This is a genomic window from Salmonirosea aquatica (assembly GCF_009296315.1).
Classification (GTDB): Bacteria; Bacteroidota; Bacteroidia; order Cytophagales; family Spirosomataceae; genus Salmonirosea; species Salmonirosea aquatica.
Window position 1 is genome coordinate 775,646 of sequence record NZ_WHLY01000002.1, and the last position, 26,432, is coordinate 802,077.

Consider the following 26,432-nt stretch of genomic DNA (forward strand, 5'->3'; position numbering starts at 1 on the left):
TATTGCCAGATGAAAACTACCATTACCGTTTCCATCGTCGAAGATAAGGAGCCGATTCGCCAGTCGCTGGCCATTCTGGTCGGTGGGGCCGATGGGTTTACGTGCCAGTCTACCTACGAAACCGCCGAAGCCGCCCTGGCCGATTTGCCCGGTCACTGTGTCGATGTGGTGCTTATGGACATCGACCTGCCCGGCATGAACGGCATCGAGTGTGTGCGGCATCTCAAGCCCCTTTGTCCCGATACCCAGTTCATGATGTGTACCATGTACGACGAGGATGAGACCGTCTTCGAAGCGCTCAAAGCTGGCGCTAACGCCTACATTCTCAAACGTAGCCCGCCCCACAAGTTGCTGGAAGCCATTACCGAACTGCACGAAGGGGGATCGCCCATGAGTAGTACCATCGCGCGCAAAATCGCCCTTTCGTTTCATACCGATACCTCAGCGCCCAGCGAACTTGACGTGCTGACTCCCCGTGAACGCGAGATCCTTGAAAAACTTTCCAAAGGCCACAGCCACAAGGAAGTAGCCACTGAACTCTTTGTAAGCCCTACTACGGTACGTAAACACATCTTCAATATTTACGAAAAGCTGCAGGTACACTCCAAAGTCGAGGCGGTCAATAAGTACCTGGGGCGGAGTTGATTTCTTGATGACTTTTGACGCTCGGCTATCCGAGGATGCAGTAGTATCAAAAAATGAACGTCAAACGTCCACTTTCCTACTTCCAAAATCATACAAATGCCGTATTGTCGGGGGTACATACGCCGGGTAGTTTTGTCACAATAATCACAAACAAAACTACCTTATTTGTATGAAAAAGCTCCTTGTATTTCTATTCGTTGCCACAGCCTTTGCAGCTTGCAAAAAGAATGACGACGTTACACCCAAGAATCCTGCCGATGCGGTGGCAGGTACCTACGCACTCACCTCGTTCCGTTTTGTCCAGGGTACCGACGACCTCAATTTGCCCCAGCTACCCTTCTCTCAAGCAGGCCAGACGATCTCGGGAACGTTAGAGTTAAGCCCTACTTCTACGGACGAAGTTACGCTGACCGTCACGCTAAAAATTACGGGCGAAGCCCCTGAATCGTTTGACATAGACGGCGTGGAAGTCCGGAAAAGTAGCGAAGCCTATAGCCTGTACGTGGAGGGAGAATTAGTGGCCGATGCGGATGGACAGAATGTCATTTTCAGCTACTCCGAAACCGATCCCCAAACCCAGGAGACCACCAGTTTGAGTTTTGTGGCCAAGAAATAGTACCCCGAAGGATATCCACGTTATCCTTCAGTCTGGAAAGGTACGGCGTTCTCTTTAATGGGAGTACCGTACCTTTTGTTGTTTGCCGCTATTTTATCCGAAAAATCATGGTTTGATTTTTGTATTGCGCACGGGTGCAGGTGTTTCATCCTATACGCGCTTTCCTCTAAGCTCCATCGGTTTTCTTCAAACTACATCTCCAAAAAACCATAAGAATTCTCCAAAACCTAACGTTTTGATCGTTAACTTTGAGGTTCCGGTGAGCAATCAGAGTTTGACGTGTTCAATTCACTTTCCTTCAAACATCTGGTACCCTGCACCGTTTAAGTACCGAATACAATTTAACCTTTTAACCCATGTTCATTTTGCGTAATAAATTTATTCATAAAGGCTTGTTAATCCTTGCCTTATGTTGCGGCGTCGGCACTGGCTTCTCAGTAGCGCAGACCGCCAGCAAGCGGATTCTGGTATTTTCCAAAACCGCCGGCTACCGTCACGCCTCCATTCCGGTGGGGCAAAAACTCATCATGAAGTTCGGAAAAGAGAACGGCTTCGCCGTAGATACCACCGAGAATGCCGCTGCTTTTACCGATGAAAACTTGAAAAAATATAGTGAGGTTGTCTTCCTGAGCACCACCGGCGACGTGCTCAACGACGAGCAACAAATTGCTTTCGAACGCTATATCCAAGCCGGTGGGGGCTATGTGGGCATCCACGCTGCCGCCGATACCGAGTACGATTGGCCCTGGTACAACCGCTTGGCCGGAGCGTGGTTCGCTAGCCATCCGAAGAATAATATCCAAACGGGCGAAGCTTACGTAGTGAACCGCAGCAATCCGTCCATGGAAGGATTTCCGGATAAGTGGTCAGTGAAGGATGAGTTCTACGATTTCAAGAATTTTAACAAAGATGTAACGGTACTCGTCAAGATTGATGAAAAAACCTATACTGAGGGCAAAATGGGCGATGACCATCCTATGGCCTGGTACCATGAGTTTGAGGGCGGTAAGTCGTTTTATACCAACTTTGGCCATACTGATGAAATGTACGCCAATCCGGTGTACATGAAGCATCTTCTGGGCGGCATGAAATGGGCCATGGCCGATAAACTGGACTACTCCAAATCCCGCCCCGAAGAAAACCGTTTCGTACGGAAGGTGCTGGTGGACCATCTGGACGAACCTACCGAACTGGTCGTACTCGACAACGATAAGGTACTCTTCACCGAAAGAAAAGGAGCAGTCAAAGTATATAATCCCAAAACAGGTACCACCGAGTTGGCGGCTACTATTCCCGTCCATTTCCAACGCGAATATGGTCTGCTGGGGGTTAACATTGATCCGGATTTTAGCAAAAATAAGTGGGTGTATCTGTATTACTCGGCTGTTGATCCTGACAAAAACAATCGCCTGGTCCGGATGAAATGGGACGATGCCAACAACAAACTGTTACTTGATACGGAGCAGCTTTTGCTGAATGTGGCCGAAAACCGCATCGGGGGCCAGGACGACTGCTGCCATACCGGAGGTTCCATCGCCTGGGACAAAAAGGGAAATCTATATCTTTCGACGGGTGATAATACCAATCCTTTTCAGTCGAACGGTTTCTCGCCCAGCGATCTGCGCCCCGGACGCGAGAAATTCAGCGCCCTGAATTCAGCCAGTAACACGGCCGATCTGCGTGGTAAAATCCTTCGGATCAAGCCCCTTGCCGAAGGCGGTTATGATATTCCCGAAGGCAACCTTTTCCCCAAAGGTACCGAAGGAGCTCGTCCCGAGATTTATGTAATGGGCAACCGAAACCCCTACCGTATTGCAGTAGATCAGCGTAATGGGTACCTGTACTGGGGTGAGGTAGGGCCGGATGCCGGTGAAGATAATCCCAAGCGCGGTCCCCGTGGCCACGATGAAATCAATCAGGCCCGCCAAGCGGGGTACTTTGGCTGGCCGCTTTTTGTGGGCGACAACAAACCCTACCGTCTGTTCAATTTTGCCGATAGTACCTCCGGACCGTATTTTGATCCTGCGAAACCTGTAAATCCTTCCACAACAATCAAGGGGCTTAAGGAATTGCCTCCCGCGCAAAAAGCTTTCATCTACTACCCCTACGCCGAATCGCCTGAATTCGGGGCAATTGTGGGCAAGGGCGGCCGTAACGCTATGGCCGGGCCCGTGTACTACTACGACGATTATGCCGACAGTAAAGTAAAATTCCCCCGTTATTACGACGGGAAGCTATTTGCCTATGAGTGGATGCGGGGCTGGATCAATCCGGTAACCATGGCCCCCAATGGTGATTTCATTTCGATGGAGCATTTTATGCCTTCTTCTACTTTTAACCACCCCATGGATATGCAGTTTGCTAAGGATGGCTCACTCTATATGCTGGAATACGGCAGCAACTGGTTTGCGCAGAACGACGAAGCCCGGCTCACGCACATCACTTACAATGCCGGCAACCGCACCCCGGTAGCCATGGCCGCAGTCGATAAAACTGTGGGAGCCGTACCGTTGAAAGTAGCGTTCTCGTCCAAAGGTTCGATGGATTATGATAAGGATGCCATTAAGTACGAGTGGACGTTTGGAAAAGGTCTTCCCAAAAGCACAGAAGCTAACCCGACTTTTACTTATACCAAAACCGGCGAATATACGGCCACACTAAAAGTTACGGATGCCAAAGGCAATGCGGCTACCTCTGAGGTATCTGTAAAAGCCGGAAATGCCGTTCCTGACGTAGAAATCGCGATGACCGGAAACAAATCGTTTTATTGGGACAACAAACCCATCGCTTACGAAGTGAAGGTGAACGATAAGGAGGATGGCTCGCTGGCGAAGGGCGTCGATCAAAATGACGTGCTGCTGACGGTTAACTATCTGGAAGGTTTTGACAAAACCATGATTGCTCAGGGACACCAGGTCAATACCGGTTTTGCCACGGGCAAGCGCCTGATTGAGCTGAGCGACTGCAAGGCTTGCCACAGCATCGACAAAAAATCAGTGGGCCCGGCCTATATTGACGTAGCCAAAAAATACCAGAAAGACCGTAATGCTCCCAAGACGCTGGCCGAAAAAGTAATCAAAGGCGGTGGCGGCGTATGGGGTGAGCAGGCCATGGCTGCCCACCCTCAGTTGAAGCAGGAAGAAGCCGAAGACATGGTGAAGTACATCCTGTCGCTAGCGAATGAGAATAAAGTAAAAAGTGAACCGCTGAAAGGTACCTATGCAGCTCAATCAAAAGCCAAGGAAGGTTCGTATGTGTTCACGGCCAGCTACACCGATAAGGGAAATGGAGCCATCGGCCCGCTGACGGGTAGCCAAACCATTGCCCTGCGCCCAGCCAAAATGAAGGCCACCACCTATGATTCCGGTAAGGATTTCATGAAATACAAGCTTCCCCAGGGTAATGAGGTAGTAGTAGCAACCGCCGATGGTGGCTACGTGAAGTACGATAACATCGACTTGACGGGTATCAGCAAGTTGAAAGCCAGTATTTTTACGGCCAAAGGCATGACTGTGGGCGGCGCGCTTGAGGTACACCTCGACTCGCCAACTGGCCCGAAAATCGGCTCGGTGGATGTAGGCGAAGATACCATGGGTGCAGTGGAAATTCCGCTTCAGGTACCTGCCGACCGTCGTCAGCGCGACCTATACCTTGTATTCAAGAACCCCAAAGCGGGCGGTAAACCGTTGTATACGATCGATACGCTGGAATTTATCAACGGAGCGATGTAACAAAAATACCATGACCATGTACGAGCGGGGGCGGGTAATACCGACTCCCGCTTTTTTTGCATTTATGCTCCATCAGCAAGTATAAATCAAGTGTGGATTTCTCTGGAAATCAGACTGACAGCATGTGTTAATTTAACAGCTTTCCTGTAAAATCCCCCAACATCAAAGACGATGAAAATATATAAGGTACTTGTCTGCGGACTTTTAACATTTTGTTCCACTTCATTTTTTATCCCGTCGTCAATGCCTAGGGTGATAAAAATCGAATCGGGCATGATTGAAGGTACCCTAAGTGCCGATAGTCAAATTGCCATGTACAAGGGGGTACCCTTTGCAGCGCCACCGGTGGGCGCACTGCGCTGGAAAGCCCCGCAACCGGTAAAACCTTGAAGCGGCGTGCGGAAAGCCGATCAATTCGGTCCCAGCCCCATGCAGGGTACCCCGGCACCATTCAGCATGTGGTCGGCAGAATTCCTGATTCCCAAAGAACCCATCAACGAGGATTGCCTCTATCTTAATGTTTGGTCGGGAGCACAGGGGCCCCAGGAGAAAAGGCCGGTTGTGGTATGGATCTATGGAGGCGGATTTTCGAGTGGGGGTAGTGCCGTGCCCATTTATGATGGGGAGGCTATGGCCCGGAAGGGAATTGTGTTCGTAAGCACCAACTACCGGGTTGGGCCCTTTGGTTTTTTTGCGCACCCTGACCTGACCAAAGAGTCGCCCCACCAGGCTTCGGGCAACTACGGACTTATGGATCAAATAGCGGCTTTGAAATGGGTAAGGACGAATATTGCCGCATTTGGCGGTGACCCCAATAACGTCACCATTGCCGGACAGTCGGCGGGCTCCATGAGTGTGAATTGCCTGGTAGCCTCGCCGCTGGCTAAGGGGCTATTCAATAAAGCCATTGCCGAAAGCGGAGCAAGCTTTTCCCGAAATAACTCGGGACTTGACCAGGCCGAAAAAGACGGTGTCAGAATAGCTGAAAGTCTAGGTGTCAATTCTGTAGAAGCACTCCGCGCCCTATCGGCCGATGACATCCTGAAAAAAGCGCAGGGGTTGCGGGGACCCATCATCGATGGATACGTGCTGCCTACTACCATTGCTGACATATTTGCGGCGGGAAAACAGAACGAGGTTACCCTGCTCACAGGCTGGAATCAGGATGAAGGGCTTCTTTTCGGCCCGCTCAAAAACGCCGTTGATTTTCGAAAACAGAGCGAAGCGCAATATGGCGCTGATACCGAAACATTTCTGAAATACTACCCCGCCAGTACCGATACCGAAGCGGCGGCCTCTCAGCTAAATCTTTCCAGAGATATGATTTTCGGTACCCAGAACTACGCCTGGGCCAATGTGCAAGCTACCCAGAACAAATCAAAAGTATATGTATATCGCTTCACGCGCAAAGTACCAGCGACGGGTGAGTACGTGAAGTACGGAGCGTTTCATACCGGCGAGGTACCCTATGCCTATGACAACCTGCGCTTTGTAGACCGTCCCTGGGAGGAAGCTGATCGGAAACTGGCACAGCTAATGTCTGAGTATTGGGCCAATTTTATTAAAACCGGCAATCCTAACGCCCCAGGTTTACCCCCTGGCCGACCTATACCCCAAAAGACAAGCAGATCATGATATTGGGCAAAGACCAGCATACCAAGCCGCTGCCCGATCAGGCCGCCTTGGACTTCCTGCTTTCAAAGTCGTCGGGCAACTAACCAACTCCGTAATATGCTCGCCTTTCTGGGTCTTTTGACCATCGTTCTCTTGCTGCTGTTGGTTATGACCAAAACAGTCTCGCCGGTAGTTGCCTTGATCATGGTACCCGTTACCACGGGACTTTTGGCAGGTTTCACATCGGAGCTGCTGGCTTTCATGACCGAGGGTATCCAGTCTATTGCCACCACGTCCGTCATGTTCGTGTTTGCCATTCTATTTTTCGGTACCCTGATGGACGCCGGTACTTTCCGGCCTCTTATCGCCTACCTTCTGAAACTTGCCGGAAATGATCCCGCCCGCATCACGGTCGTCACCGCTCTGCTGGCTATGCTGGTGCATCTGGACGGCTCCGGGGCCGTAACCTTTTTGGTTACCGTACCGGCTCTGTTACCCCTATACGACAGTCTCGGCATGCGCCGGACCACCCTGGCTACTACGGTGGCGCTGGCCGCCGGCACGATGAACATTCTGCCCTGGGGAGGTCCTACCATCCGCGCGGCCACGGCGCTGGAGGTACCTGTCACCGAACTTTTTAATCCGCTGCTCATCCCGGTGGTGTGCGGCCTGCTGACCGTAATGATCATCGCTTTTGTGTTAGGGGTCAAGGAACGAACCTACCTGCAGGCCGCCAGAATCATCACCCGAGAGAAAACAATCCAAGAATCGGCAGAGTCGTTCCGGGAACTCGAACGGCCGCGTTTAGTGGGGGTCAATCTACTGCTGGTGGTAGCTGCCATTACGCTTCTGATTGCAGGGATAGCGCCGCCCCATGTCATTTTTATGATCGCTTTTGCCCTGGCTATTACCCTCAACTATCCTGATTTGAAAATACAAAGGGAGCGTATCGACGCGCACGCCAAAGCCGCGTTGCTCATGGCGAGTATCCTCTTCGCGGCAGGCTGCTTCACGGGTATTCTCAAAGGATCGGGTATGATCAAAGCCATGGCCGAAGCGGCTGTGACCTATATCCCCGCCGTGGTAGGTAATCATTTGGCGGTAGTTACGGGGGTAGTTTCCATGCCAGCCAGTCTGCTTTTTGACCCCGACTCTTTTTATTTTGGTATTCTGCCGCTGCTGGGTACCACCGCTACGCACTTTCAGGGCGATGCATTGGAGGTAGGTAGGGCCGCTATTCTGGGGCAGATGACGACCGGATTTCCGATAAGCCCCCTCACCGGGGCTACCTTCCTACTGATTGGCCTCACGGGCGTAGACCTGGGCGACCATCAGCGCAAGACCATTCCGCTGGCTTTTCTGGTAACTTTGGTGATGCTTACGGTAGCCATTCTGCTGGGGACAATAAGCTGGTAATGTATTTTAGTGGTAAAAATGGCTCTGGGTAATCAGCTAAAAAAACAACAATCAATGGTTTATCTATTTTGTCTAAAATTCAGTCGACAATAGTCCGACAACTTCCATGAAACAAAAAATCAGAATAGGCTGCGGCGCAGGGTTTTCGGGCGATCGGCTGGAACCAGCCGTAATATTGGCTGAAAAAGCGCAGCTGGACTATCTGGTACTCGAATGCCTGGCCGAAAGAACCATTGCCCTCGCTCAGAAACGAAAAATCCAGGATACTAACCAAGGCTATGATCCGCTGCTCGAACGCCGTCTGGAACTGCTTTTGCCCCTCATAAAAAGCAACAAAATCCGACTAATCACCAACATGGGAGCCGCCAACCCGATTGCGGCAGCAGAAAAAATAGTTGAAATCGCCAGGAAACTGAAAATCGACATTACTGTGGCTGCGGTTACCGGCGATGACGTATTCAGTAGCCTTAGCCCGCAAGACCGTGATCTGGATACCGGACGACTACTGACCGACTTTGGCCCCTTGATTTCGGCCAATGCCTACCTCGGCGCCGATGCACTGCTACCCGCTCTGGCTTCCGACGCCGAAGTGATTATCACGGGCAGAGTGGCCGATCCGTCCCTATTTGTAGCGCCGATGGTGCACGAATTGGGCTGGTCACTGGACGATGCCAACAGGATTGGACAAGCGACCATCATCGGCCATTTGCTCGAATGCGCCGGGCAACTTACGGGAGGGTACTTCGCCGATCCGGGCAAAAAAGACATACCCGATCTGGCCAATTTGGGGCATCCCTTCGTCGATGTGATGCAGGATGGTACGGCAGTTTTCAGCAAGGTACCTGGCACCGGAGGTACCTTGCGGCTGGAAACGGTCAAAGAACAACTGCTGTACGAAGTGATGGACCCCAGCCAGTACTTCACGCCGGATGTCGTAGCTGACTTCACCCAGGTAAAAATGCGTGAAACCGGTCCCAGCTTACTCGAAGTGACGGGCGGGCGGGGCCAGGCCAAACCAAAAGCGTTGAAAGTAAGTGTAGGCTACCAGGCCGGTTTTGTGGGTGAAGGAGAAATATCTTACGCCGGTACTAATGCCCTGGGCCGCGCTCAACTGGCCGGAGCAATGATGGAAGAACGTTTGAAAAACCGATTTACGGAACTTCGTATCGATTACATAGGAAGCACTTCCGTGCATCGAACCCAATGGGGTACCTGGCCGGAGCCGTACGAAATTCGGCTCCGGGTGGCGGGGAAGGCACCCACCGCCGCTGAGGCTGCCGTGATCGGCGAAGAAGTGGAAGCCCTCTACACCAACGGCCCTGCGGGTGGGGGTGGTGCTCGTAAGTATGTACACGAAGTCGTGGGGATTGTGTCCACTTTCCTGAACCGTGAGCAGGTGGAACCTACCCTAACCATCAGAAAATCATGAAAATAAAATTGTATGACCTGGCCCACAGCCGGGCTGGCGACAAAGGCGACACGCTCGTACTCTCGCTCATTCCCTACCGCGAAAAGGATTATCCACTGTTGAAAGCAAAAGTGACTGCAGAAGCCGTGAAAGAACATTTGAAAGATATCGTAGCGGGTCAAATTGAACGTTACGAATTGCCCAATCTGCCTGCCTTACAGTTTGTCTGCCGACAGGCGTTGTTGGGCGGAGTTACCACATCACTGGCTATGGATACGCATGGCAAAAGCCTGAGTTTCGCTTTACTGGAAATGTGGATTGAAAACAATGAAATTTGAAACATCTTTATTTACCTATCGCCTCATGTCCAAAACAAAAAATGTCACTGCCTTACTTTTTTTGTGCCTGCTGGGCCTGAATGCAGCCGCGGCAAAAGTAGATACCCTTGATGTGTACAGTGCGCGAATGAACCGTACCCTAAAGGCCGCCGTAGTGCTTCCTGACAACTATCAGAAACTAAACCAGGCTTTCCCCGTATTATATCTGCTCCACGGTGGCTCAGGAGGTTTTCGTGACTGGCTGACCAAGGTACCTGACAAAACGCTGCTGCACCGACTGGCGGATCAGTACAACCTGATCATCGTAACGCCCGATGGTGATCCTACCAGTTATTATTTTGACAGTCCGCTCATCAAAACCAGTCAGTTCGAGACGTTTATCGTCAAAGAATTAATGGATAAAATCGACAGTTCTTACCGTACCGTTAAGGATAAAAAAGGGCGACTTATTGCAGGATTATCGATGGGCGGACACGGAGCTATGTACATAGCGAGCCGTCATCCCGAATTGTACGCTGCGGCAGGAAGCATGAGTGGAGTGATGGATATCAACACGGCTACCTGGAAAGTACCCGCGGAATTTGCCAAATCGCGAGCGGAAAACTTTGCCAAACTGTTAGGTCCGCCCCAGACAGGTGCAACGCCCTATCCCGGCTATACGATGGTTACTCTGGCCGATCGCCTCAAATCCAACGGTCTGCCCCTCATATTCGATATTGGGGTAGATGATTTTCTGATTGATACCAACCGCGATCTTCATCACCAGTTGGTAGAGAACAAAACTCCGCACGACTACACCGAGCGGCCAGGCGGACATAGTTGGGAATATTGGGAGAATGCCCTGCCCTACCAGCTATTATTCTTCCATAAAGTCCTGAAAGCCAATGGTACGTCTATTCCTTGAATAGTATTGTGGAGTGCAATGCTGCTACCTACTCGGTTGCTTCTGGTACACCAGAAAATGCTGAATGGGAAGAAAATCGCCGCGCTGGACCAATTTAAATCCGTTTGCTTCCAGTTCTTTATTAGCCTGATCCACACTGAGTTTGTGCAGCTTTTTGATGGGAATGGCAGGGTCTTCGGCGCGGTATTCCAGCAGCAGAATTTTTCCGTCCGCTTTCAGGGCTTTGCGCAGGGCCTGCAACATTTCGTATGGATATTCCAGTTCGTGGTACACATCCACCATAATGGCCAGGTCCACCGAATTGTCCGGCAGGTTGGGCGATTGGGGGGTACCTTTAACCACTTCTACATTTTTCAGCCCCAGGTTTTCGGCTTTGTTTCGTAAATACTTGATCGATTCGTCCTGCACATCCACGGCATACACCTTTCCCTGAGGTACCTTGGGTGCAATCCTGAAGGTGTAATATCCGGTACCCGCGCCAATGTCGGCCACCACACTCGTGGCGGAAATAGGTAGCTTGCTGATCGCCAGCGTGGTGTTTTCTTCCTCCTGTCGTTCGTCGCGCTCCAGCCAGCTGGCCCCGCCGAAACCCATCACGTGGGCTATTTCCCTACCGAAGTAGGTCTTGCCAATGCCATCGTACGAGGCAGTTTGCCGCCCGTACACATTCGTATCGGCCTGGGCTTCGGCAGTCTGTTTTTGTTGGGAAGAGGAGGTAGTGCAGCTGAAAAACAGAATAGCCAAGGCTAAAAATAGCTGGGGTAGCTTCATGACGTTTTGATATTTGTATTTCATAAATTCTATTTTTTCGCTTTTTCTTTCCAACCATTCAGGCCGTAACCTTCTCTACTATAAACTCAGTAAAATGTAAATTGTGTTGATTTCTTTTGAAAAAGTACCTTTAACCCTTTTAACAATAAACGATTATCGCATGAAAAACCTCCTGCTCTCATTCCTATTCATTAGTCTCTTCAATCCGATTTTGGCCCAAACACAGGGTAACCTGACTGGCAAAGATTTTACCCACGCCTCTATGCAAAAAGGACAATGGTTTCTTGGCCTAAACGGAACGGGAGGACTGGGTCGAGGGAATGTTTCAGACAGCGACACTTGGTCTGCTACAGGGCAGGCGGGCTATTTTATCGCCAATCGTTGGATAACTGGAATACAAGTCTCTTACGGAGCTTATCACGCTGTTAACAAATTAGCCGCAGCGAGCAGTATGTTTCCGCAACCTGCCTGGAAAAGGAATGAACGCTTTATTACCCCGGAACTTTTCACCCGCTATTATTTTACTTCTGGAAAAGTAAAGCCCTTTGCCCAACTATCAGGTGGCTGGAACTTTCAAACTAGGGAGGCAACATATTTCATAGGAGAGAATACCCAGGCTTCAGCCTCCAATTTCACTGCCAAAGCCGGGTTGGGTGTGAGTTTCAGACTCAGCAAGCGCATTAACCTCGACTTGATGTACAACCGGAGTATTCTGAGCAAACAGCAACCCGGAGATTTCAATGGCTTGCGGCTGGGACTGACTTTTCTTATAGGCAAATAGATAGGCCCACATTTGGCCCGGCAACCAGTTTTTTCTCACTCATATTATTTTTCTCTAATTTCGTGAGGGTTTAAGCGAAGCCGATATAGATGGCTTGAACTAAGTTCTCACCTCATACATACCCCTCGATACCCAACCCAAACAACGCAAAATCATACTTCACCGGATCATAAGGATCGAGTGCTCGAAGGGCAGCCGTAAGTTCCAGAGCAGTAGACCAATCGGTTTGGGGCCGCTGGATTAGGCCCAGGTACCGGGCCACACGGTCCACGTGCACATCGCAGGGCATCACCAGCTGGTCGGGGCGTATGCGCTGCCAGATCCCGAAATCAACACCTCGGTCGTCCTGGCGCACCATCCAGCGCAAAAACATATTCAGCCGCTTACAGGACGACTTACGGGCAGGCGTGGCAATGTGTTTTCTTGTCCGGGGGGGGAAATCTTCCAGGCCACAGAATAGGTCGTGGAAAGCAATCAGGCTACCTTCCGTAGTAGTTTGTTCAGCCTGTCCAGGAATCAAAAAAGCTTCTTCCAGCGAGTCGTGTTTTTTATAAAAATCCTGGAAGAAGTGAAGAAAGTACAGCGTATCCGTAGCGTTGAAGGTACGGTGCTTGAACAAGAGAAAGCGTTTCAGGTCATTTTCCTGATGATTCAGGACAAAATCATAGGGTGCATGATCCATCAAAGCATCCAGTTCCAGACACTTGTTGATAATGGTTTTCCGCTGTCCCCACGCCAGCATAGAAGCCCAGAAACCCATAAGCTCAATATCCTGCTTCAGGCTGTACCGGTGAGGAATGCTAATGGGATCGTGAGGGATAAAATCCGGACGGTTGTATTGCTCATACTTACGCTCGAGCAATTCGGCCAAGGTTTCCAGGGAACTATCGGCGGACAACTTTTCCAAGTACATAAGCCAAACCCTGTGAGATTCCGGAAAACACCATCACCAGGCTGGAAAAAAGGAAAGTGAAAATCGCAATGAACGGATATAACAACGTAAAAGCCACGCTCCACACTTTGTAGCCGGTGGTTTTTTTGAGTTCAGCGCGTTCCTCTTCGCGGCGGGATTTGAATTCGGGAGCGTGTTTCATGCAGATCAGTTGGCCGAGATGTAGTTGATCTCAGCCCTAAAACGGCGGCTGTTCGGAGAAAGTTTCTCAAATGCCCGGGCCGACAGTTTAATCACAATGTCTTCGTTGATACTCGTACTGGGAATCCGCCCGACCACTTTCACCCAGATTTTTTCCTGATTATACTGGTTCTTCACTTCAATCAAGGTACCCAATGGAGCCGAGCGGTGCAGGGCCAGGTACTTGCTGCTGCTCTCCTCAGTGTCGATCAATTCTGCCAATCCCGATTCGCTCATTCGCCGACCCGTTGTTTCCTTGGGTTCGGGTTCTGGCTTGGTCTCTTCGACTACCGGTTTTTTGGGTTTCTCCACGGTAGCTACGGGCGGGGGGGTAGGTTCGGTCTTTTCCGCTGCCTTGGGCGCCGGAAAAGGGGTCACGCTAGGGCGACGTTCCGAATAGGCCTTTTCGGATACGATCAAATCCTGCCCCAGCTGCACATTGTCGGAAGTCAGGCCGTTCCATTTGCGTACATCCGCCATTAGCACTCCGTATTTTACCGCAATGCTGTACAAGGTCTGCCCCTGCTCTACCTTATGAATGCCCGGAGCGGACTTTACCGCAGGAGCAGTAGCCGGGGCGGGTTCGGTTTTCTTCTCTTCATTTTTTTTCTTTTCTTCCCGGGCCGCGATCCGCTCCTCCCGGGCCGATGCCCGGCTCGATTTAGGCGGTGTGTAGGGTACCCGTATGACCTGATCAGTCCGCAGATTATCGGCCATCCCCGCATTGGCGGCCTTGATTTCGCCTACTGGTACACCGTATCGCCGCATCACGGCATATAGGGTTTGCCCGGCATCCACTTTGTGCAAAATATAAGTTTTTCCATTTGCCCGCTCTGTCCCGATGGAATCCCTGAGGGCTGCCACCGAGCCTGACCCGGATATAGCTGACGCCGGACTCATAAGGGCTATAAAACAGACCATTAGAAAAATCTGACCAAATGCGTATTTCATTCTAGGGTGTCAATTTTATACTGATGAATTCATTACTGTTTCGAAGACAAACCAGGCGATGGGCTTTCCAGATAATCGTGTCCCGTCCCACGCCTTGTCGGTTTTCACCCAGCCGTTCATGATGGACAATTTGCTTCCCACGATCTACAATCAGAAGATACTGAGCTACTTTTTCCTGCTCGTAAAGATAATAAGAAAAGACTAAATAAGGGTCCGATTCGAGGTAATCAACGGCAATTGGATCCCGGACACGGACTATTTTCTCCAAAAACGACGAAAGTACATCAAAGTATATGTCCTGGGGCCATACCGCACCGGAATCCGGAAATCGGACGTGGGTAGGGCTCTGCTTTTTTCCCTATCAATAGGTTGTAAGATACGCCCTGTATGAGAATCGCACTGCTGGTACTGAATGGTTTCGGGCAACTTCCTGGCCACAATCAAGGTACCTGATTGGAGGTCTTGCTCAACAAACGTCCAGCCGGGTAACGCCCAGCGTAGGGTACCCTCCAATCGTGAAACTGCCAGCAAATCCGTCGGTTCGGGAATGTCGGGGAAGCGGTAATTGTGGAGGTACAGGGCATCCTCCGCAAAGGCCACGAGGGTACTCCACCAGTCGGTCGCTTCCGGGGTGGTATGCCAGCGCAGGGCGGGCAGCGCCAGATCCAGTAAGGCCCATGAAACGGTTTTACGGTCCGCATCCCGTAATTCTACCGCCCACTCGTCGCGGGTGGCATGCGGCAGTATACGCCAGATGGTCTGTGAAAAAGTGTGTACGAATAGGTTTTCCGAAGCGGTAGGCACGAGTTATGGGATTGATGTGCTAGATTTGGTGTTTTTAAACCAAGTAGTAAAGCTATCAGCTAATTGCTAACCGCTGCTGGCTTTTTTGGTATTTTGTTAAAAAGCCGCTCTTTCCCCAATGCAAATCGTTGGAATTATTCCTGCCCGCTACGCCTCCACCCGCTTTCCGGCCAAAGCCCTGACCGAGATAGGCGGCATAAGCATGGTTCGCCGGGTTTATGAGCAATCCAAACTCTCTTCGCGGCTTTCGCATGTGGTAGTAGCTACGGACGATGCGCGGATTTTCGACCACGTCCGGTCCTTTGGCGGTGAAGTCGTGATGACTTCCGCAGCGCACCAAAGCGGTACCGACCGCTGCTTTGAAGCCTTGCAGTATCTGGAAGGTGTCTATGAATATGTAATCAATATTCAGGGCGACGAGCCTTTCATCCAGCCTACCCAGATCAACCGGCTGGCCGCGGTACTCAACGGCGACACCCAACTGGCTACGCTGGTGAAAGTGATCGAGGACGAAGAAACGCTCTTTAACCCCAATTCGCCCAAAGTGGTACTGAGCGCCAAGCGGAACGTGTTGTATTTCAGTCGTCAAACTATCCCCCAGATACGGGGTACCGAAAAATCGGACTGGCTCGCCCGGCATACCTTTTACAAACATATCGGTATTTATGCCTACCGTACCGACGTCCTGGCTCAAATCACACAGCTACCCGTATCACTGCTGGAAAAAGCCGAAGCCCTGGAGCAACTACGCTGGCTCGAAAACGGCTTCTCGATTCAGGCCGTCATCACTCCCGATGATTCCCACGGCATCGACACTCCTGAGGATTTGGCACGCGTGGCACGAAAGTTTTTGCTATAAATCGTCTATCTACCAAATAACGTATATAGGTTGGCTTCGAGCGGATTAGACTGTTTTTCAAAATTCTCTCACCCACTGTCACGTACGAGGCTGCCTCTTTTTACGTTAAAAAAAGATTGTCACAAGTCGGCTTACCGGTGGCGGGTCGATTTTGACGACGATTCATCCATAAAACAAAACGCTGAACCATGCAATACAACATCCTTTGGGCCGACGACGAAATAGATCTATTGAAACCCCATATCATGTTTCTGACCAACAAGGGCTATGCGGTGACCCCCGTCAACAGCGGTTCCGATGCCCTCGATAAGGTCGAGAAAGAACGCTTCGACATTGTGTTCCTGGACGAGATGATGCCCGGCATGACGGGCCTGGAAACCCTGGCCCAAATCAAGCAGATGCGCCCCTCGCTTCCGGTTGTGATGATTACAAAAAGCGAAGAGGAACATATTATGGAGGATGCCATTGGCTCCAAAATTGCTGACTACCTCATTAAGCCCCTCAATCCCAATCAGATTCTGCTTTCGGTGAAGAAAATCCTGGATAATAAACGTCTGGTTACCGAAAAAACCACCCTGAGCTACCAGCAGGAATTCCGCAACCTGGCGATGCAATATCAGGATCGGATTGGCCATGAAGAATGGGTAGACATCTACAAAAAGCTGATCTATTGGGAATTGGAACTGGAAAGTTCGCAGGACCAGGGTATGGCGGAAGTATTCAGTATGCAGAAAAGTGATGCCAATGCCAATTTTGCCAAGTTCATTGAGGAAGAATACGAAGACTGGCTGAACGATCCCCGCGCGGATCGACCGATCCTGTCGCACCAGTTGATGAAGCAGAAGGTGTTCCCGCACCTGAAAGGCAGCGGCGAACCGCTGTTCTTCCTGCTGATCGACAATTTCCGCTACGACCAGTGGAAGATGATTCAATCCGTGATGCAGGAGTACTTTACCATTGAAGAAGAAAGCGCCTACTATTCTATCCTACCCACTACCACGGGGTACGCCCGGAACGCAATTTTTGCCGGGGTGATGCCCAGTGAAATCGAGCGAAAGTACCCCCAATGGTGGGTCAGCGACGAGAATACGCCCGAGGGTGAAGAAGGCCTCAACAAACACGAACACGAGCTTTTGCAAAAGCAACTCGACTGGAACCGCTTGAACATCAAGTTTTCGTACAATAAGATATTGAACACCAATCAGGGAAAATCGCTGGTGGATAATTTTAATAACCTGATGGGGAATGCGCTGAATGTGGTGGTTTATAATTTCGTAGATATGCTCTCGCATGCCCGTACCGATGTGCAGATGATCAAGGAATTGGCTCCCGACGAAGCGGCTTACCGCTCGATCACCAGGTCATGGTTTCAGCATTCACCGCTACTCGATTTCATCAAGAAAGTAGCGGAGAAAAAGGGACGCCTGATTTTGACTACCGACCACGGTATGATTCGGGTTCAGAAGCCGGTCAAGATTATCGGCTACCGCGAAACGAATACAAACCTGCGTTACAAGCATGGCAAAAACCTGGGTTTTGACGACGATCACCTGCTGGTCTGCCGCAAGCCGGAACGCTTTTTCCTGCCCAAACCCCATGTTTCCACGTCTTATGTGTTCACCAAGGAAGACTACTTTTTTGCCTACCCAAACAATTACAATCAGTACGTGAATCTATACCGCGATACGTTCCAGCATGGGGGCGTTTCACTGGAAGAAGTCATCATACCCTTCATCGATATGAAAGCGAAATGATTATCACGTCGAGAAAACATAGCCGTTCTTATACTCAAAATATTGTATAAAGCGGCTTATGTTTTTTTTTCGTTTATTTGCCCTGAAAATGGTGTTCGCTTCATGAGCCTCCTCTCTGCTGAAGAGTTGTTATTCATTTTACAAAAACGAACAAATGCTGGCACCCACCCCATTTTATTCAAAGCCACAAATATTCCTGGTTGACGACGACGAGGACGATCGATTTCTCTTTTTGGACGCAGTGACCGAACTGAGAAACGATCTGGAGTTCAGGGAATTTGCGGATGGTGAAACCCTTATGGCTACCTTATCCAACACGTCGAACCCTCCGGACGCGATTTTCCTGGATCTGAACCTACCCAAACGGAGTGGAATCGAATGCCTTGATTATCTTCGAACCGCCCTGGGCGACAAATTCACCAAAGTATTCATTATATCCACCAGTTCTTCCGATTTGATGATTGAAACTACCCGTGATAAGGGTGCCAATCTTTATATTCGTAAATCAGAAAATTTCACCCAACTAAGAGACCTGATCAAGATCGCCCTTCAGCAAATACACTCTTCGGCGATCGTCCCCTATTACTTAAACCAATTAGTAGAAGAATAGCCTTTTGAGCTACCCCCATACTTCTATTTAGAATGATTGATTTGACTAATCACACAGTTGCAACTATTACCGACTGTGACCAGGAACCCATTCATATCCCCGGCAGTATTCAGCCCCACGGCTACCTGCTCGCCGTAGATTCTGAAACGGGAACAATCACCCATGGCAGTGCCAACCTTTCCGAACTTTTCCGCATTCCGTTACAGAGTATCTTGGGAAATAATATCCTGCATTTTTTTCCCGATCAGCAAGACGAACTCCGGGACTATCTGGAGCTGAAAGAAAACTTCCAAAGCAAAAGGCTTCTCACCCGCCTGCAGGGTAGGGAATATCTGCTCAATGCGCATCGAGTCGATGCCACTTGCCGGATTGTCGAACTGGAGCGCTGGTCAGATGAGGCGTCCGATTCGCTTCAGATTGCCGATTTGCTAGATTTGATCAAAATTCCGAACAATCTGACCGAATTATGCCAGATTCTGGCGGAACATTTTCGAAAAACGCTGGGCTATGATCGGATCATGATTTACCGGTTCGATCAGGAAGACTTTACGGGCGAGGTATTGGCCGAAAGCCTGTCAGAAGGTCTGGAGCCCTATCTGGGGCTAAGGTACCCCGCCAGCGACATCCCGCAGCAGGCCCGTGAGCTGTATCTGAAAAATTCCTTACGCTCCATCAATGATACTTTCTATGAGCCCGTGGCGCTTTATGGGCTGCCGGACGCCCATGGTACCGCTCAGCAACTGGATTTGAGCCTGGCTTACCTGCGCAGCGTATCGCCCATTCACATTCAGTACCTTAAGAACATGGGGGTAGCTTCCTCACTTTCTATCGCGATTGTCATCGGCAACAGATTATGGGGGCTTATTGCCTGCCATCACAGTGCTCCCCGACACCTCACCATAAAGCAACGCGACAGTGCTCAGTTGCTGGGTATGCTGCTGTCCTCCCAAATCGAATTGCATGAGCGGAACGACTCGTCGGCCTATGCCCGTGGAGTCGAAGAGAAACTTCATCGCCTGCTTCCGGCACTGGACCAAAATGAGCTGGGAATAGGAGAAATTATTATTCGGCCCGAGTTGCTTGAGATCGCTGATGCCTCGGGCGTTGCGATCTTGACCGATGGGCTGGTGTATACTCATGGAGGTACCCCTTCCAGTGATGCCATCAAGAATCTGGCCTTTTTTCTCTCTGAGCGAACCCAACACAAAGGATTTTCAAGTAAAAATCTCGCGGGCCTCTACCCCGAGGCGGAGCAATTTGCCGACAGCGCTTCGGGCATCCTTTACCAGCCACTGAGCTACCTGAACGAAGACTGCATACTGTGGTTCAGGCCTGGTATCGAACAAACCATCAACTGGGCCGGCCGTCCCAAGGGTACCTCGGCGCAGCTTGATGTCAGCCAACGGCTGACGCCGCGGAATTCATTCAGTGCCTGGCAGGAGACCGTTCGGAATGTCAGCCGGCGCTGGCTGCCCGTTCACAAGCAAGCCACTGAATACCTGGCTTCGGTACTCCAAAAGCAACTTCGCTTGCTACAATTGCAGCAGGAAGCCGACAAGCAGCGCGCGCTCAACGAAAAGCTGAAAGCGGCTACCGAAGAGCTCGAAAACATCAACTGGATCAGTATGCATGATCTGAAAGAGCCTCTGCGTAAAATCCAGGTACTGGCTTCACGGGTACTTAGCCGCGAAGCCCAGAGCTTGACGGAATCACTGCTGGACTCGATTAACCGAATGCACAATTCGGCCATGCGGATGCAAAAATTACTAGATGATGTTTCGGCCTACTCCCACATTTCTTCCCAAAATGAACTGATTGAGCCTGTGGATCTGAACAGGTTACTGGCCGATATTATCCGGGAAAAGGATCAGGCTATCCGTTCTCAAAAGGGGTTCATCCACTACGAGCACCTACCCACCATTCGGGGAGTTCAATTTCAGCTGAAGCAATTGATGCTAAATCTGATCGACAATGCTCTCAAGTTTAGTAAGCCCGATGAAGCACTATACATTACAGTGCGCAGTACCGTTCCGACCGCAGAAGCGCTTCTGGAATCAGGCATCGGATTCGACCAATATCTGGCGGTATCGGTGAAGGATAACGGAGTTGGCTTCAATCGTGATTATCGGGATATCATTTTTAAACTTTTCAAACGTCTCAATAACGACACCAGCGGCCATAAAGAAGGCACAGGAATTGGATTGGCCATCTGTAAAAAAGTAATGATGAACCACGAAGGGTATATTTGGGTCGACAGCGAACTGGGGCAGGGAACAGAGTTTCAGTTGCTCTTTCCAAAAGCGAGAATCAAGGAATCATGAACGGACCCACGCATGCGGCCTTGCAGGAAACGAGGCCGGGAGAAAACGAATTCCTCGCCTTATTGAAGAGGAGTACCCAGTACCACCATCAGGCTTTGGAAGCCACTGATATAAGCCGTCTGTTGATGAGTCCGTCGCTTAACGTGGAGGCCTACACACGTATTCTGTACGCATTCTATGGTGCTTTTGCACCGTTTGAGGCCATGCTACTGGAAGCACTAAAAAATAATAGAATCAATTTTTCAATTGATTTCCGCGCTTCATTAGCCGTTGAGGATATCCGTGATCTGACGGGTACCTTTGATCCTTCCATCCTGCTTTGCCCGCCGCCCCGTCAGCAGCAACCTTCTACGGCCAAAGCACTAGGTACCCTGTATGTTCTGGAAGGATCTAAACTGGGCGGGAAAGTCATCAGCCGGCAGATTTCAAAGACAATCGGGGTAACTCCCCTGCGCGGAGGACGTTTTTTTGCCGGCACCGGCGGTTCAGGCACGGAGGGTTGGAAAGAATTCCGATCCCAGTGCGAATCCCATGTTAAGCTTTTTCCCCTTAGTGCGGAGGAGATTATCGAATCGGCAAACGATACTTTCTGCTCTATCCAAGACTACTTCGATCGTTTTTATTCGGCCACATCCTGACAGAAAAGGTAGATCGACAGAACTCAGGACTCCTTCACTTTACCGCCTTCACATCGAATAATTCGGGCGGGATGGTTTTTCAGCAGATCATAATCGTGGGTTGCCATCAGTACAGCCGTACCTGCACTGTTGATGGTTTTGAATACCTGCATAATCTGATCGCTGACATCGGGATCGAGGTTCCCGGTAGGTTCGTCGGCAATCAGAATCTGGGGCTCGTTGAGCATGGCACGGGCAATAACTACCCGTTGCTGCTCGCCGCCTGAGAGCTGATGCGGCATTTTCTTGGGTGATGTACCTAACCCCACCTGCATCAGCACCTCGGAAATGCGCCGGGCAATGTCCGCCTTTTCTTTCCAACCCGTAGCGCGTAGCACAAAAGTCAGATTTTCCTCTACCGAGCGATCGGTAAGCAGCTGAAAATCCTGAAAAACGATACCGATGCGCCGCCGCAGAAAGGGTACGTCGGAGCGTTTGATCTTGTGCAGTTCATACCCAGCTACCTTAGCCGACCCGGTCTGGAGCCACAGGTCGGCGTAGAGGGTCTTGAGTAGTGAACTTTTCCCGCTGCCGGTTCGCCCGATCAGGAACACAAACTCCCCCTTGTCGATCTGGAAATTCACATCGGCAAGAATAGGCTTATCTCCCTGGTAAATATCCGCATGTTCCAGCGAAACTACGGGTTCGGAAGAAATGGTCATCTCATTGAAATTTTTGCATGGATTTGTTTACCCGATTGGCTGGAAAGCAAAGAATCGTGTCCATCAACCGCTGATGCCTGCCTTAGCGAATCGCCCGGAAAACGGCTTGTACAACTATTGATTTCCCTTCTTGTAATCGGCCAAAAATTTCTCAAGGCCACTGTCGGTGAGCGGATGCTTCAATAACGCCAGAATGGCGCTAAGGGGCCCTGTCATCACGTCTGCACCGATTTCAGCGCACTGCATGATGTGCATGGGGTGACGGATAGAAGCCGCCAAAACCTGGGTTTCGTAGTTGTAGTTGCGGTAGATGGTCACGATCTGCTCGATAAGCGCCACACCATCGGTAGCGATGTCATCAAGGCGGCCAATGAACGGTGACACATAGGTAGCGCCGGCTTTGGCGGCCAACAGAGCCTGCCCACCCGAGAAAACCAGGGTACAGTTGGTACGGATACCTTTATTGGAAAAATATTTGAGCGCTTTCACGCCGTCTTTGATCATAGGTACCTTCACGACGATCTTATCATCTATTTCGATCAGCTCTTCGCCTTCGCGGACAATACCGTCAAAATCGGTTGAAATAACTTCGGCGCTCACATCACCATCCACCAGGTCGCAGATCGCCTTATAATGACGCATGATGTTGTCCTTGCCGGTAATACCCTCCTTAGCCATCAGAGAAGGATTCGTGGTGACTCCGTCGAGTACCCCTAAGGAATGGGCCTCCTTGATTTCGGACAGATTGGCCGTATCTATGAAGAATTTCATGTCAGTAAAATTGATTAGGTTTTGGAGATTATTATCCGCAAAAGTAGGGAAAGCAGCGGAAGACCGAAAGGAAGGAGATTTTTTGTCAGGAAAAGAAACAAAAAAAGGCAAACCGAGAATCTCACCGCTACGACCACCTACCCTTGCTTCGGTCAGGACCTGGGGGATTCGGCAGGAGCTGGTAGTTCCGATTTGCCTCTGCAAAGGTAATGACTTTTTCTTGACAAAAAGAAACCATTCGCACAGCTTTGTGCCGTACTTTTGCAGCGATCACTTCCGGGCAGGTTAGGTTTTGAATCCAGACCCAGGCCTCATTCACCTCTTTACTACCTGAATAATAACGGACTATCACTTTTTTGGGACTAAAATCTCCCACAAGTACCTTCCAGTCAGGCCAACCATGATGCAGCACGCTTCTTTTCAAAAATCACTTTCATTCGTTCTTATTCTTTTCTGTTCCGGTTTTCTGCTTTCCGCCTGTTCGGATTCATCAGAAGCTTTTCTGAACAAAGGAAAAGCCCTGCTGCGCGAGGGAAAACTACGCGAAGGCATCGGGTACATTAATCAGGCGATTGAGAAAGATTTGCGGAATGCCGATGCCTTCAACTCCCGGGGGGTAGCCTATTTTGAACTCAAGGAATATCCCAACGCCTTGCTCGACTATGGGCAAGCGATTCGGATTGACCCTCAGTTTTATGCCCCCTACCTGAATCGGGCCTTGCTCTACACGGCACAAAATCGCCTCGACTCGGCACTCAGCGACTACAACCGCGCCGCTCACCTAGCTCCTGATACCGCGGATATCTACCTCAACCGGGGACAAGTGTACGCTTTGCTGGACCAAACACCAAAGGCCATTCAGGATTTTGAGAAAGCTACCCTCCTTGACGAGGAAAACGTACTGGCTTGGTACAACCTGGGTAATCTGTACTACCGCGAAAAAGAATATGCAAAGGCTACCCTGGCTTTCCGACAGTCAACCCGCTATGATCCTACCTTCGGAAAAGCTCACTATGCCCTTGGTCTGAGTCAATGGGAGAGCGGTGAACATGAGTTGGGCTGCACGAGCTTCAGGCAGGCCGAACGATTGGGTTTTAGCGAAGCTACAGCAGCCCGTAGCCAATACTGCGGAGAAACCAGCCCATAATCTTTTTCAGACAGCAGGTCCTCTGCTTTGAAAAAAGTACCCGTTTGATAAGTTTTCCAATATTTTAGACGGCTCCCCTAGTCATTGTAATTCTTAAATTTTATATTTGGACAAATTACTCGATTAGGAGTGATTCTGTGTTCGTAAAATTCACCTACTGAACAGACGTTTCGTGATGAAAAAATCTACTTTAGTATTGGTCGGTGCCTTAACTCTGCTGACTACCCTTTCGCAGGCTCAGGACTCATGTCCTACTTCCATAACGCTTACCGCGCCAGTCTCAGGGGCAAAAATAGTAGAACAGGCCAGTGAGCACCTCACTGCTTCTAACCTGGTTCAATCCGCCGAAACTGCCTACCGTGCGGGACAGTCGGTAACACTTACTCCCGGCTTCGAAGTAAAGCCAGGCGCGGTGTTTGAAGCTTCTATCGCTGCCTGCCAGGCTGTGGACATTAACCTTACTGCTTGGGAAGAAAATGTGTTTACTCTGGGAGCCTACCCAAATCCCTTTGCACAAAATACGTTAATCGAATATACGATTCCCGAAACCTCTACGGTCAGTATTAACATCCTGGATGTACGGGGTGTGGTAATATCGAGATTGCTCAAAGACCAAAAGCAAGACGGTGGGACGCACCGGGTTACTTTCGAATCTGAAACGCTGCCAAGCGGCGTGTATATTTGTACGCTCGATACGCCCAACGGGCGCCGTACCCACAAAATCGTGAAGCAGAAGTAGCATACTGTACACATACATCAAAGCGGAGACAGGCCACCTGTTTCCGCTTTTTGTATTTTTCACCTGCCAATAAGTAATTTGGCTCATTTTTTGGCTTCTATAAAAAAGGGCCAACTCCCAATTGTCTATCTCGTTTCGCCGCTGGTACGTATGAAAATCGTAGCTATTATTTTCGGGTTAGTTTTTTTACTTTTTTCTTATTTTCAATTCAACGATCCCGATCCACAGATTTGGATTCCCGTATACTCGGCGGCGGCGTTGGGGTGCTATATGGCCTATCGTGAGCTTTGGCCCGCCTGGGTATTTTATATTATGGCAGCCGTCTACGCAGTGGGCGCAGTCTTACAATGGCCTCCTGCCTTCGAAGGAATCTTTTTTGGTGATCTCGCTATGAAAAGCCTCAATATCGAACTGGCTCGAGAGTCACTGGGGTTAGGAATCTGCGCCCTGGTCATGGCGTTTCTTGGCTGGAGTACTGGTCGGGCCACAACCACTCCACTTCCTTGATATCATATTCGAGCTGTACCCCATCGGCATGCCTAATGCATAGTTTGCCCAAAGCAGTCACACCAGTGACCGTTCCTTCAAATATCCGCCCATCCTTCCCGCGAAACAGCCTTTTCTCCCCATAGCCCAGCAGCGCTGATTGATAGTCATTTCTGATGGCCTCATACCTACCCCCACGTAGCCGAAGGTAGGTATGTTCTAGAGCCTGCAGGAGGTGGGGCAGTTGTGCGGCCAGTTCGAAGCACTGCCCTGTTTCCAGGCGCAGTGAGGTCGCCCGTTGCGGGGTACCTTTGGTAACGGAACCTATACTTGACTCAAAATGTGTCTGGTTGATATTCAGGCCAATCCCTACCACAGCGTGAGCCATGCGCGCCCCTTGCCATGTACTTTCAATCAGAATCCCACCTAGTTTAAAATCATTGATATACAAATCATTAGGCCATTTGATTTGTATATCTTCCGTAATACTTGATACAAAATCCCTCACACCTAGCGATATTGCCTGACTTAACAGAAATTGCTCTCCAGGCGCGAGAAAAGTAGGGCGCAGAATGAGCGAAAATGTAAAATTTTGTCCTTGTGAAGTAACCCAGCTTGCGCCGCGCTGACCCCGGCCCGCGGTTTGTGAGTCAGTAATGACAAGGGTACCTTCTGAAAGGTTTTCCTTGCGCACTAATTCAGCCGCTATGTCGTTGGTAGAATGACAAGTTGGCAGATAAATAATCTTTTTCCCGATAAAGAGAGTTTTAACACAAGGATCGTACACTTTTTTTAAAATATTTTATACTTTTATTAGAGGCGAAATGCGGCTATTCCATTTCGGCCAGTCACGGGTAATCACATCGCATGAAACAACGCAAAAATAAAGAAGTATCTTCACAAGACCTCTGCCAGTTAGTGGCGAAAGGTATGATGGAAAAGAAAGGGCAGGAAGTTGCCATCCTCGATCTCCGCAAAGTTAAAAATGCCATTGCCGATTTTTTTGTTATATGCTCGGGTACCTCTGATACCCAAATCGATGCCATTGCCGATTCGGTGGAACACGAAGTGTATAAAGCCGTTGAGGAAAATCCCTGGCATAAAGAGGGAAAAACAAACCGTGAGTGGATTTTGATCGATTATGTTGATGTCGTAGCCCACGTATTCAAGAAAGATCGTCGGAAATATTATGATCTTGAGGAATTGTGGGGAGATGCCGATCTTACCCTCATCGAGGAGTCGGCAGCCTGAGCCGGTTCGTTTGAACATTAAACAGGCAGAATTCGTTTTACTTT

The 26,432-nt window shown here is 50.0% G+C and carries 25 protein-coding genes and 1 pseudogene; 18 read left to right on the forward strand and 8 right to left on the reverse strand.

The window, feature by feature from the left end:
• Positions 1–9 precede the first annotated feature (9 nt).
• From GBK04_RS04235 to GBK04_RS04270, 8 genes and pseudogenes are all read left to right on the forward strand, one after another.
• Positions 10–645: a response regulator transcription factor gene (locus GBK04_RS04235; RefSeq protein ID WP_152757131.1), complete on the forward strand. Its 636-nt coding sequence runs from the start codon at positions 10–12 to the stop codon at positions 643–645.
• A 169-nt stretch (positions 646–814) separates the two neighbouring features.
• Entirely contained in the window at positions 815–1,261 is a 447-nt protein-coding gene (locus GBK04_RS04240) for a hypothetical protein (RefSeq protein ID WP_152757132.1), read from the forward strand.
• A 356-nt stretch (positions 1,262–1,617) separates the two neighbouring features.
• Positions 1,618–4,992 carry a ThuA domain-containing protein gene (locus GBK04_RS04245; protein ID WP_152757134.1) on the forward strand — a complete coding sequence of 1,125 codons (3,375 nt, stop codon included), beginning with the start codon at positions 1,618–1,620 and terminating at the stop codon, positions 4,990–4,992.
• Between the two features lie 273 nt (positions 4,993–5,265).
• Positions 5,266–6,627: pseudogene (locus GBK04_RS04250) on the forward strand (carboxylesterase/lipase family protein).
• Positions 6,628–6,723: 96 nt separating this feature from the next.
• Entirely contained in the window at positions 6,724–8,022 is a 1,299-nt protein-coding gene (locus GBK04_RS04255; RefSeq protein ID WP_152757136.1) for a CitMHS family transporter, read from the forward strand.
• 106 nt (positions 8,023–8,128) lie between these two features.
• Positions 8,129–9,451, forward strand: coding sequence for an acyclic terpene utilization AtuA family protein (locus tag GBK04_RS04260; protein WP_152757138.1), 1,323 nt, complete (start codon positions 8,129–8,131; stop codon positions 9,449–9,451).
• Entirely contained in the window at positions 9,448–9,768 is a 321-nt protein-coding gene (locus GBK04_RS04265) for an AtuA-related protein (RefSeq protein WP_152757140.1), read from the forward strand. Before GBK04_RS04260 ends, GBK04_RS04265 begins: the two co-directional genes overlap by 4 nt.
• Positions 9,769–9,793: 25 nt before the next feature.
• Entirely contained in the window at positions 9,794–10,672 is an 879-nt protein-coding gene (locus GBK04_RS04270; RefSeq protein WP_152757142.1) for an alpha/beta hydrolase, read from the forward strand.
• Positions 10,673–10,696: 24 nt separating this feature from the next.
• On the opposite strand, the gene GBK04_RS04275 is transcribed toward GBK04_RS04270, so the two are convergent.
• Positions 10,697–11,467 carry a class I SAM-dependent methyltransferase gene (locus GBK04_RS04275; RefSeq protein WP_373330705.1) on the reverse strand — a complete coding sequence of 257 codons (771 nt, stop codon included), beginning with the start codon at positions 11,465–11,467 and terminating at the stop codon, positions 10,697–10,699.
• Positions 11,468–11,603: 136 nt separating this feature from the next.
• Between GBK04_RS04275 and GBK04_RS04280 the strand changes: the two genes are divergently transcribed.
• On the forward strand, positions 11,604–12,224 hold the full coding sequence (locus tag GBK04_RS04280; protein WP_152757144.1) for an outer membrane beta-barrel protein: 621 nt from the start codon (positions 11,604–11,606) through the stop codon (positions 12,222–12,224).
• Positions 12,225–12,336: 112 nt separating this feature from the next.
• On the opposite strand, the gene GBK04_RS04285 is transcribed toward GBK04_RS04280, so the two are convergent.
• The 4 genes from GBK04_RS04285 to GBK04_RS04300 form a co-directional block, all read right to left on the reverse strand.
• The gene (locus tag GBK04_RS04285; protein WP_152757146.1) at positions 12,337–13,137 is read right to left on the reverse strand and encodes a TIGR02757 family protein; all 801 of its coding nucleotides are present in this window, start codon (positions 13,135–13,137) and stop codon (positions 12,337–12,339) included.
• Positions 13,109–13,318 (reverse strand): hypothetical protein, encoded by a 210-nt coding sequence (locus tag GBK04_RS04290; RefSeq protein WP_152757148.1) that lies wholly within the window; start codon positions 13,316–13,318, stop codon positions 13,109–13,111. Before GBK04_RS04290 ends, GBK04_RS04285 begins: the two co-directional genes overlap by 29 nt.
• A gap of 5 nt (positions 13,319–13,323) precedes the next feature.
• Complete coding sequence (locus GBK04_RS04295; RefSeq protein ID WP_152757150.1) at positions 13,324–14,307, reverse strand: LysM peptidoglycan-binding domain-containing protein; 984 nt, start codon at positions 14,305–14,307, stop codon at positions 13,324–13,326.
• A 255-nt stretch (positions 14,308–14,562) separates the two neighbouring features.
• Positions 14,563–15,111, reverse strand: coding sequence for a DUF4905 domain-containing protein (locus GBK04_RS04300; RefSeq protein ID WP_152757152.1), 549 nt, complete (start codon positions 15,109–15,111; stop codon positions 14,563–14,565).
• 118 nt (positions 15,112–15,229) lie between these two features.
• Between GBK04_RS04300 and kdsB the strand changes: the two genes are divergently transcribed.
• From kdsB to GBK04_RS04325, 5 genes are all read left to right on the forward strand, one after another.
• Positions 15,230–15,970, forward strand: coding sequence for a 3-deoxy-manno-octulosonate cytidylyltransferase (gene kdsB / locus GBK04_RS04305; protein ID WP_152757154.1), 741 nt, complete (start codon positions 15,230–15,232; stop codon positions 15,968–15,970).
• Between the two features lie 188 nt (positions 15,971–16,158).
• Complete coding sequence (gene porX / locus GBK04_RS04310) at positions 16,159–17,724, forward strand: T9SS response regulator signal transducer PorX (RefSeq protein ID WP_152757156.1); 1,566 nt, start codon at positions 16,159–16,161, stop codon at positions 17,722–17,724.
• 154 nt (positions 17,725–17,878) lie between these two features.
• Positions 17,879–18,334 carry a response regulator gene (locus GBK04_RS04315; protein ID WP_152757158.1) on the forward strand — a complete coding sequence of 152 codons (456 nt, stop codon included), beginning with the start codon at positions 17,879–17,881 and terminating at the stop codon, positions 18,332–18,334.
• A gap of 32 nt (positions 18,335–18,366) precedes the next feature.
• Complete coding sequence (locus GBK04_RS04320) at positions 18,367–20,655, forward strand: ATP-binding protein (RefSeq protein ID WP_152757160.1); 2,289 nt, start codon at positions 18,367–18,369, stop codon at positions 20,653–20,655.
• Entirely contained in the window at positions 20,652–21,293 is a 642-nt protein-coding gene (locus GBK04_RS04325; protein WP_152757162.1) for a biliverdin-producing heme oxygenase, read from the forward strand. The genes GBK04_RS04320 and GBK04_RS04325 overlap by 4 nt, the downstream gene beginning before the upstream one ends.
• Before the next feature lie 23 nt (positions 21,294–21,316).
• Here the strand turns inward: GBK04_RS04325 and GBK04_RS04330 are convergent, their stop codons facing one another.
• Both GBK04_RS04330 and fsa read right to left on the reverse strand, forming a co-directional pair.
• The gene (locus GBK04_RS04330) at positions 21,317–21,994 is read right to left on the reverse strand and encodes a cell division ATP-binding protein FtsE (protein ID WP_152757164.1); all 678 of its coding nucleotides are present in this window, start codon (positions 21,992–21,994) and stop codon (positions 21,317–21,319) included.
• Between the two features lie 114 nt (positions 21,995–22,108).
• Positions 22,109–22,765 carry a fructose-6-phosphate aldolase gene (gene fsa / locus GBK04_RS04335; RefSeq protein ID WP_152757166.1) on the reverse strand — a complete coding sequence of 219 codons (657 nt, stop codon included), beginning with the start codon at positions 22,763–22,765 and terminating at the stop codon, positions 22,109–22,111.
• 400 nt (positions 22,766–23,165) lie between these two features.
• Here fsa and GBK04_RS04340 point away from each other — a divergent pair, with 400 nt between their 5' ends.
• The 3 genes from GBK04_RS04340 (at position 23,166) to GBK04_RS04350 (ending at position 25,158) form a co-directional block, all read left to right on the forward strand.
• A complete protein-coding gene (locus tag GBK04_RS04340; RefSeq protein WP_373330706.1) occupies positions 23,166–23,912 on the forward strand; it encodes a tetratricopeptide repeat protein in 747 nt (248 codons plus the stop codon).
• Between the two features lie 175 nt (positions 23,913–24,087).
• Entirely contained in the window at positions 24,088–24,651 is a 564-nt protein-coding gene (locus GBK04_RS04345; protein WP_152757168.1) for a T9SS type A sorting domain-containing protein, read from the forward strand.
• Positions 24,652–24,741: 90 nt separating this feature from the next.
• Positions 24,742–25,158, forward strand: a complete 417-nt coding sequence (locus GBK04_RS04350; RefSeq protein ID WP_373330707.1) for a transmembrane 220 family protein — start codon at positions 24,742–24,744, stop codon at positions 25,156–25,158.
• On the opposite strand, the gene GBK04_RS04355 is transcribed toward GBK04_RS04350, so the two are convergent.
• Positions 25,103–25,924 carry a biotin--[acetyl-CoA-carboxylase] ligase gene (locus GBK04_RS04355; protein WP_373330708.1) on the reverse strand — a complete coding sequence of 274 codons (822 nt, stop codon included), beginning with the start codon at positions 25,922–25,924 and terminating at the stop codon, positions 25,103–25,105. The two genes, GBK04_RS04350 and GBK04_RS04355, sit on opposite strands and share 56 nt — an antisense overlap.
• Before the next feature lie 80 nt (positions 25,925–26,004).
• Here GBK04_RS04355 and rsfS point away from each other — a divergent pair, with 80 nt between their 5' ends.
• Entirely contained in the window at positions 26,005–26,388 is a 384-nt protein-coding gene (rsfS, locus tag GBK04_RS04360) for a ribosome silencing factor (RefSeq protein ID WP_152757172.1), read from the forward strand.
• Positions 26,389–26,432 lie beyond the last annotated feature (44 nt).

Coding starts and splice junctions, on each gene's coding strand:
- GBK04_RS04235 (WP_152757131.1), top strand. CDS start 10: ATGAAAACTACCATTACCGTTTCCATCGTCGAAGATAAGGAGCCGATT.
- GBK04_RS04240 (WP_152757132.1), top strand. CDS start 815: ATGAAAAAGCTCCTTGTATTTCTATTCGTTGCCACAGCCTTTGCAGCT.
- GBK04_RS04245 (WP_152757134.1), top strand. CDS start 1,618: ATGTTCATTTTGCGTAATAAATTTATTCATAAAGGCTTGTTAATCCTT.
- GBK04_RS04255 (WP_152757136.1), top strand. CDS start 6,724: ATGCTCGCCTTTCTGGGTCTTTTGACCATCGTTCTCTTGCTGCTGTTG.
- GBK04_RS04260 (WP_152757138.1), top strand. CDS start 8,129: ATGAAACAAAAAATCAGAATAGGCTGCGGCGCAGGGTTTTCGGGCGAT.
- GBK04_RS04265 (WP_152757140.1), top strand. CDS start 9,448: ATGAAAATAAAATTGTATGACCTGGCCCACAGCCGGGCTGGCGACAAA.
- GBK04_RS04270 (WP_152757142.1), top strand. CDS start 9,794: ATGTCCAAAACAAAAAATGTCACTGCCTTACTTTTTTTGTGCCTGCTG.
- GBK04_RS04275 (WP_373330705.1), bottom strand. CDS start 11,467: ATGAAATACAAATATCAAAACGTCATGAAGCTACCCCAGCTATTTTTA.
- GBK04_RS04280 (WP_152757144.1), top strand. CDS start 11,604: ATGAAAAACCTCCTGCTCTCATTCCTATTCATTAGTCTCTTCAATCCG.
- GBK04_RS04285 (WP_152757146.1), bottom strand. CDS start 13,137: ATGTACTTGGAAAAGTTGTCCGCCGATAGTTCCCTGGAAACCTTGGCC.
- GBK04_RS04290 (WP_152757148.1), bottom strand. CDS start 13,318: ATGAAACACGCTCCCGAATTCAAATCCCGCCGCGAAGAGGAACGCGCT.
- GBK04_RS04295 (WP_152757150.1), bottom strand. CDS start 14,307: ATGAAATACGCATTTGGTCAGATTTTTCTAATGGTCTGTTTTATAGCC.
- kdsB (WP_152757154.1), top strand. CDS start 15,230: ATGCAAATCGTTGGAATTATTCCTGCCCGCTACGCCTCCACCCGCTTT.
- porX (WP_152757156.1), top strand. CDS start 16,159: ATGCAATACAACATCCTTTGGGCCGACGACGAAATAGATCTATTGAAA.
- GBK04_RS04315 (WP_152757158.1), top strand. CDS start 17,879: ATGCTGGCACCCACCCCATTTTATTCAAAGCCACAAATATTCCTGGTT.
- GBK04_RS04320 (WP_152757160.1), top strand. CDS start 18,367: ATGATTGATTTGACTAATCACACAGTTGCAACTATTACCGACTGTGAC.
- GBK04_RS04325 (WP_152757162.1), top strand. CDS start 20,652: ATGAACGGACCCACGCATGCGGCCTTGCAGGAAACGAGGCCGGGAGAA.
- GBK04_RS04330 (WP_152757164.1), bottom strand. CDS start 21,994: ATGACCATTTCTTCCGAACCCGTAGTTTCGCTGGAACATGCGGATATT.
- fsa (WP_152757166.1), bottom strand. CDS start 22,765: ATGAAATTCTTCATAGATACGGCCAATCTGTCCGAAATCAAGGAGGCC.
- GBK04_RS04340 (WP_373330706.1), top strand. CDS start 23,166: ATGATGCAGCACGCTTCTTTTCAAAAATCACTTTCATTCGTTCTTATT.
- GBK04_RS04345 (WP_152757168.1), top strand. CDS start 24,088: ATGAAAAAATCTACTTTAGTATTGGTCGGTGCCTTAACTCTGCTGACT.
- rsfS (WP_152757172.1), top strand. CDS start 26,005: ATGAAACAACGCAAAAATAAAGAAGTATCTTCACAAGACCTCTGCCAG.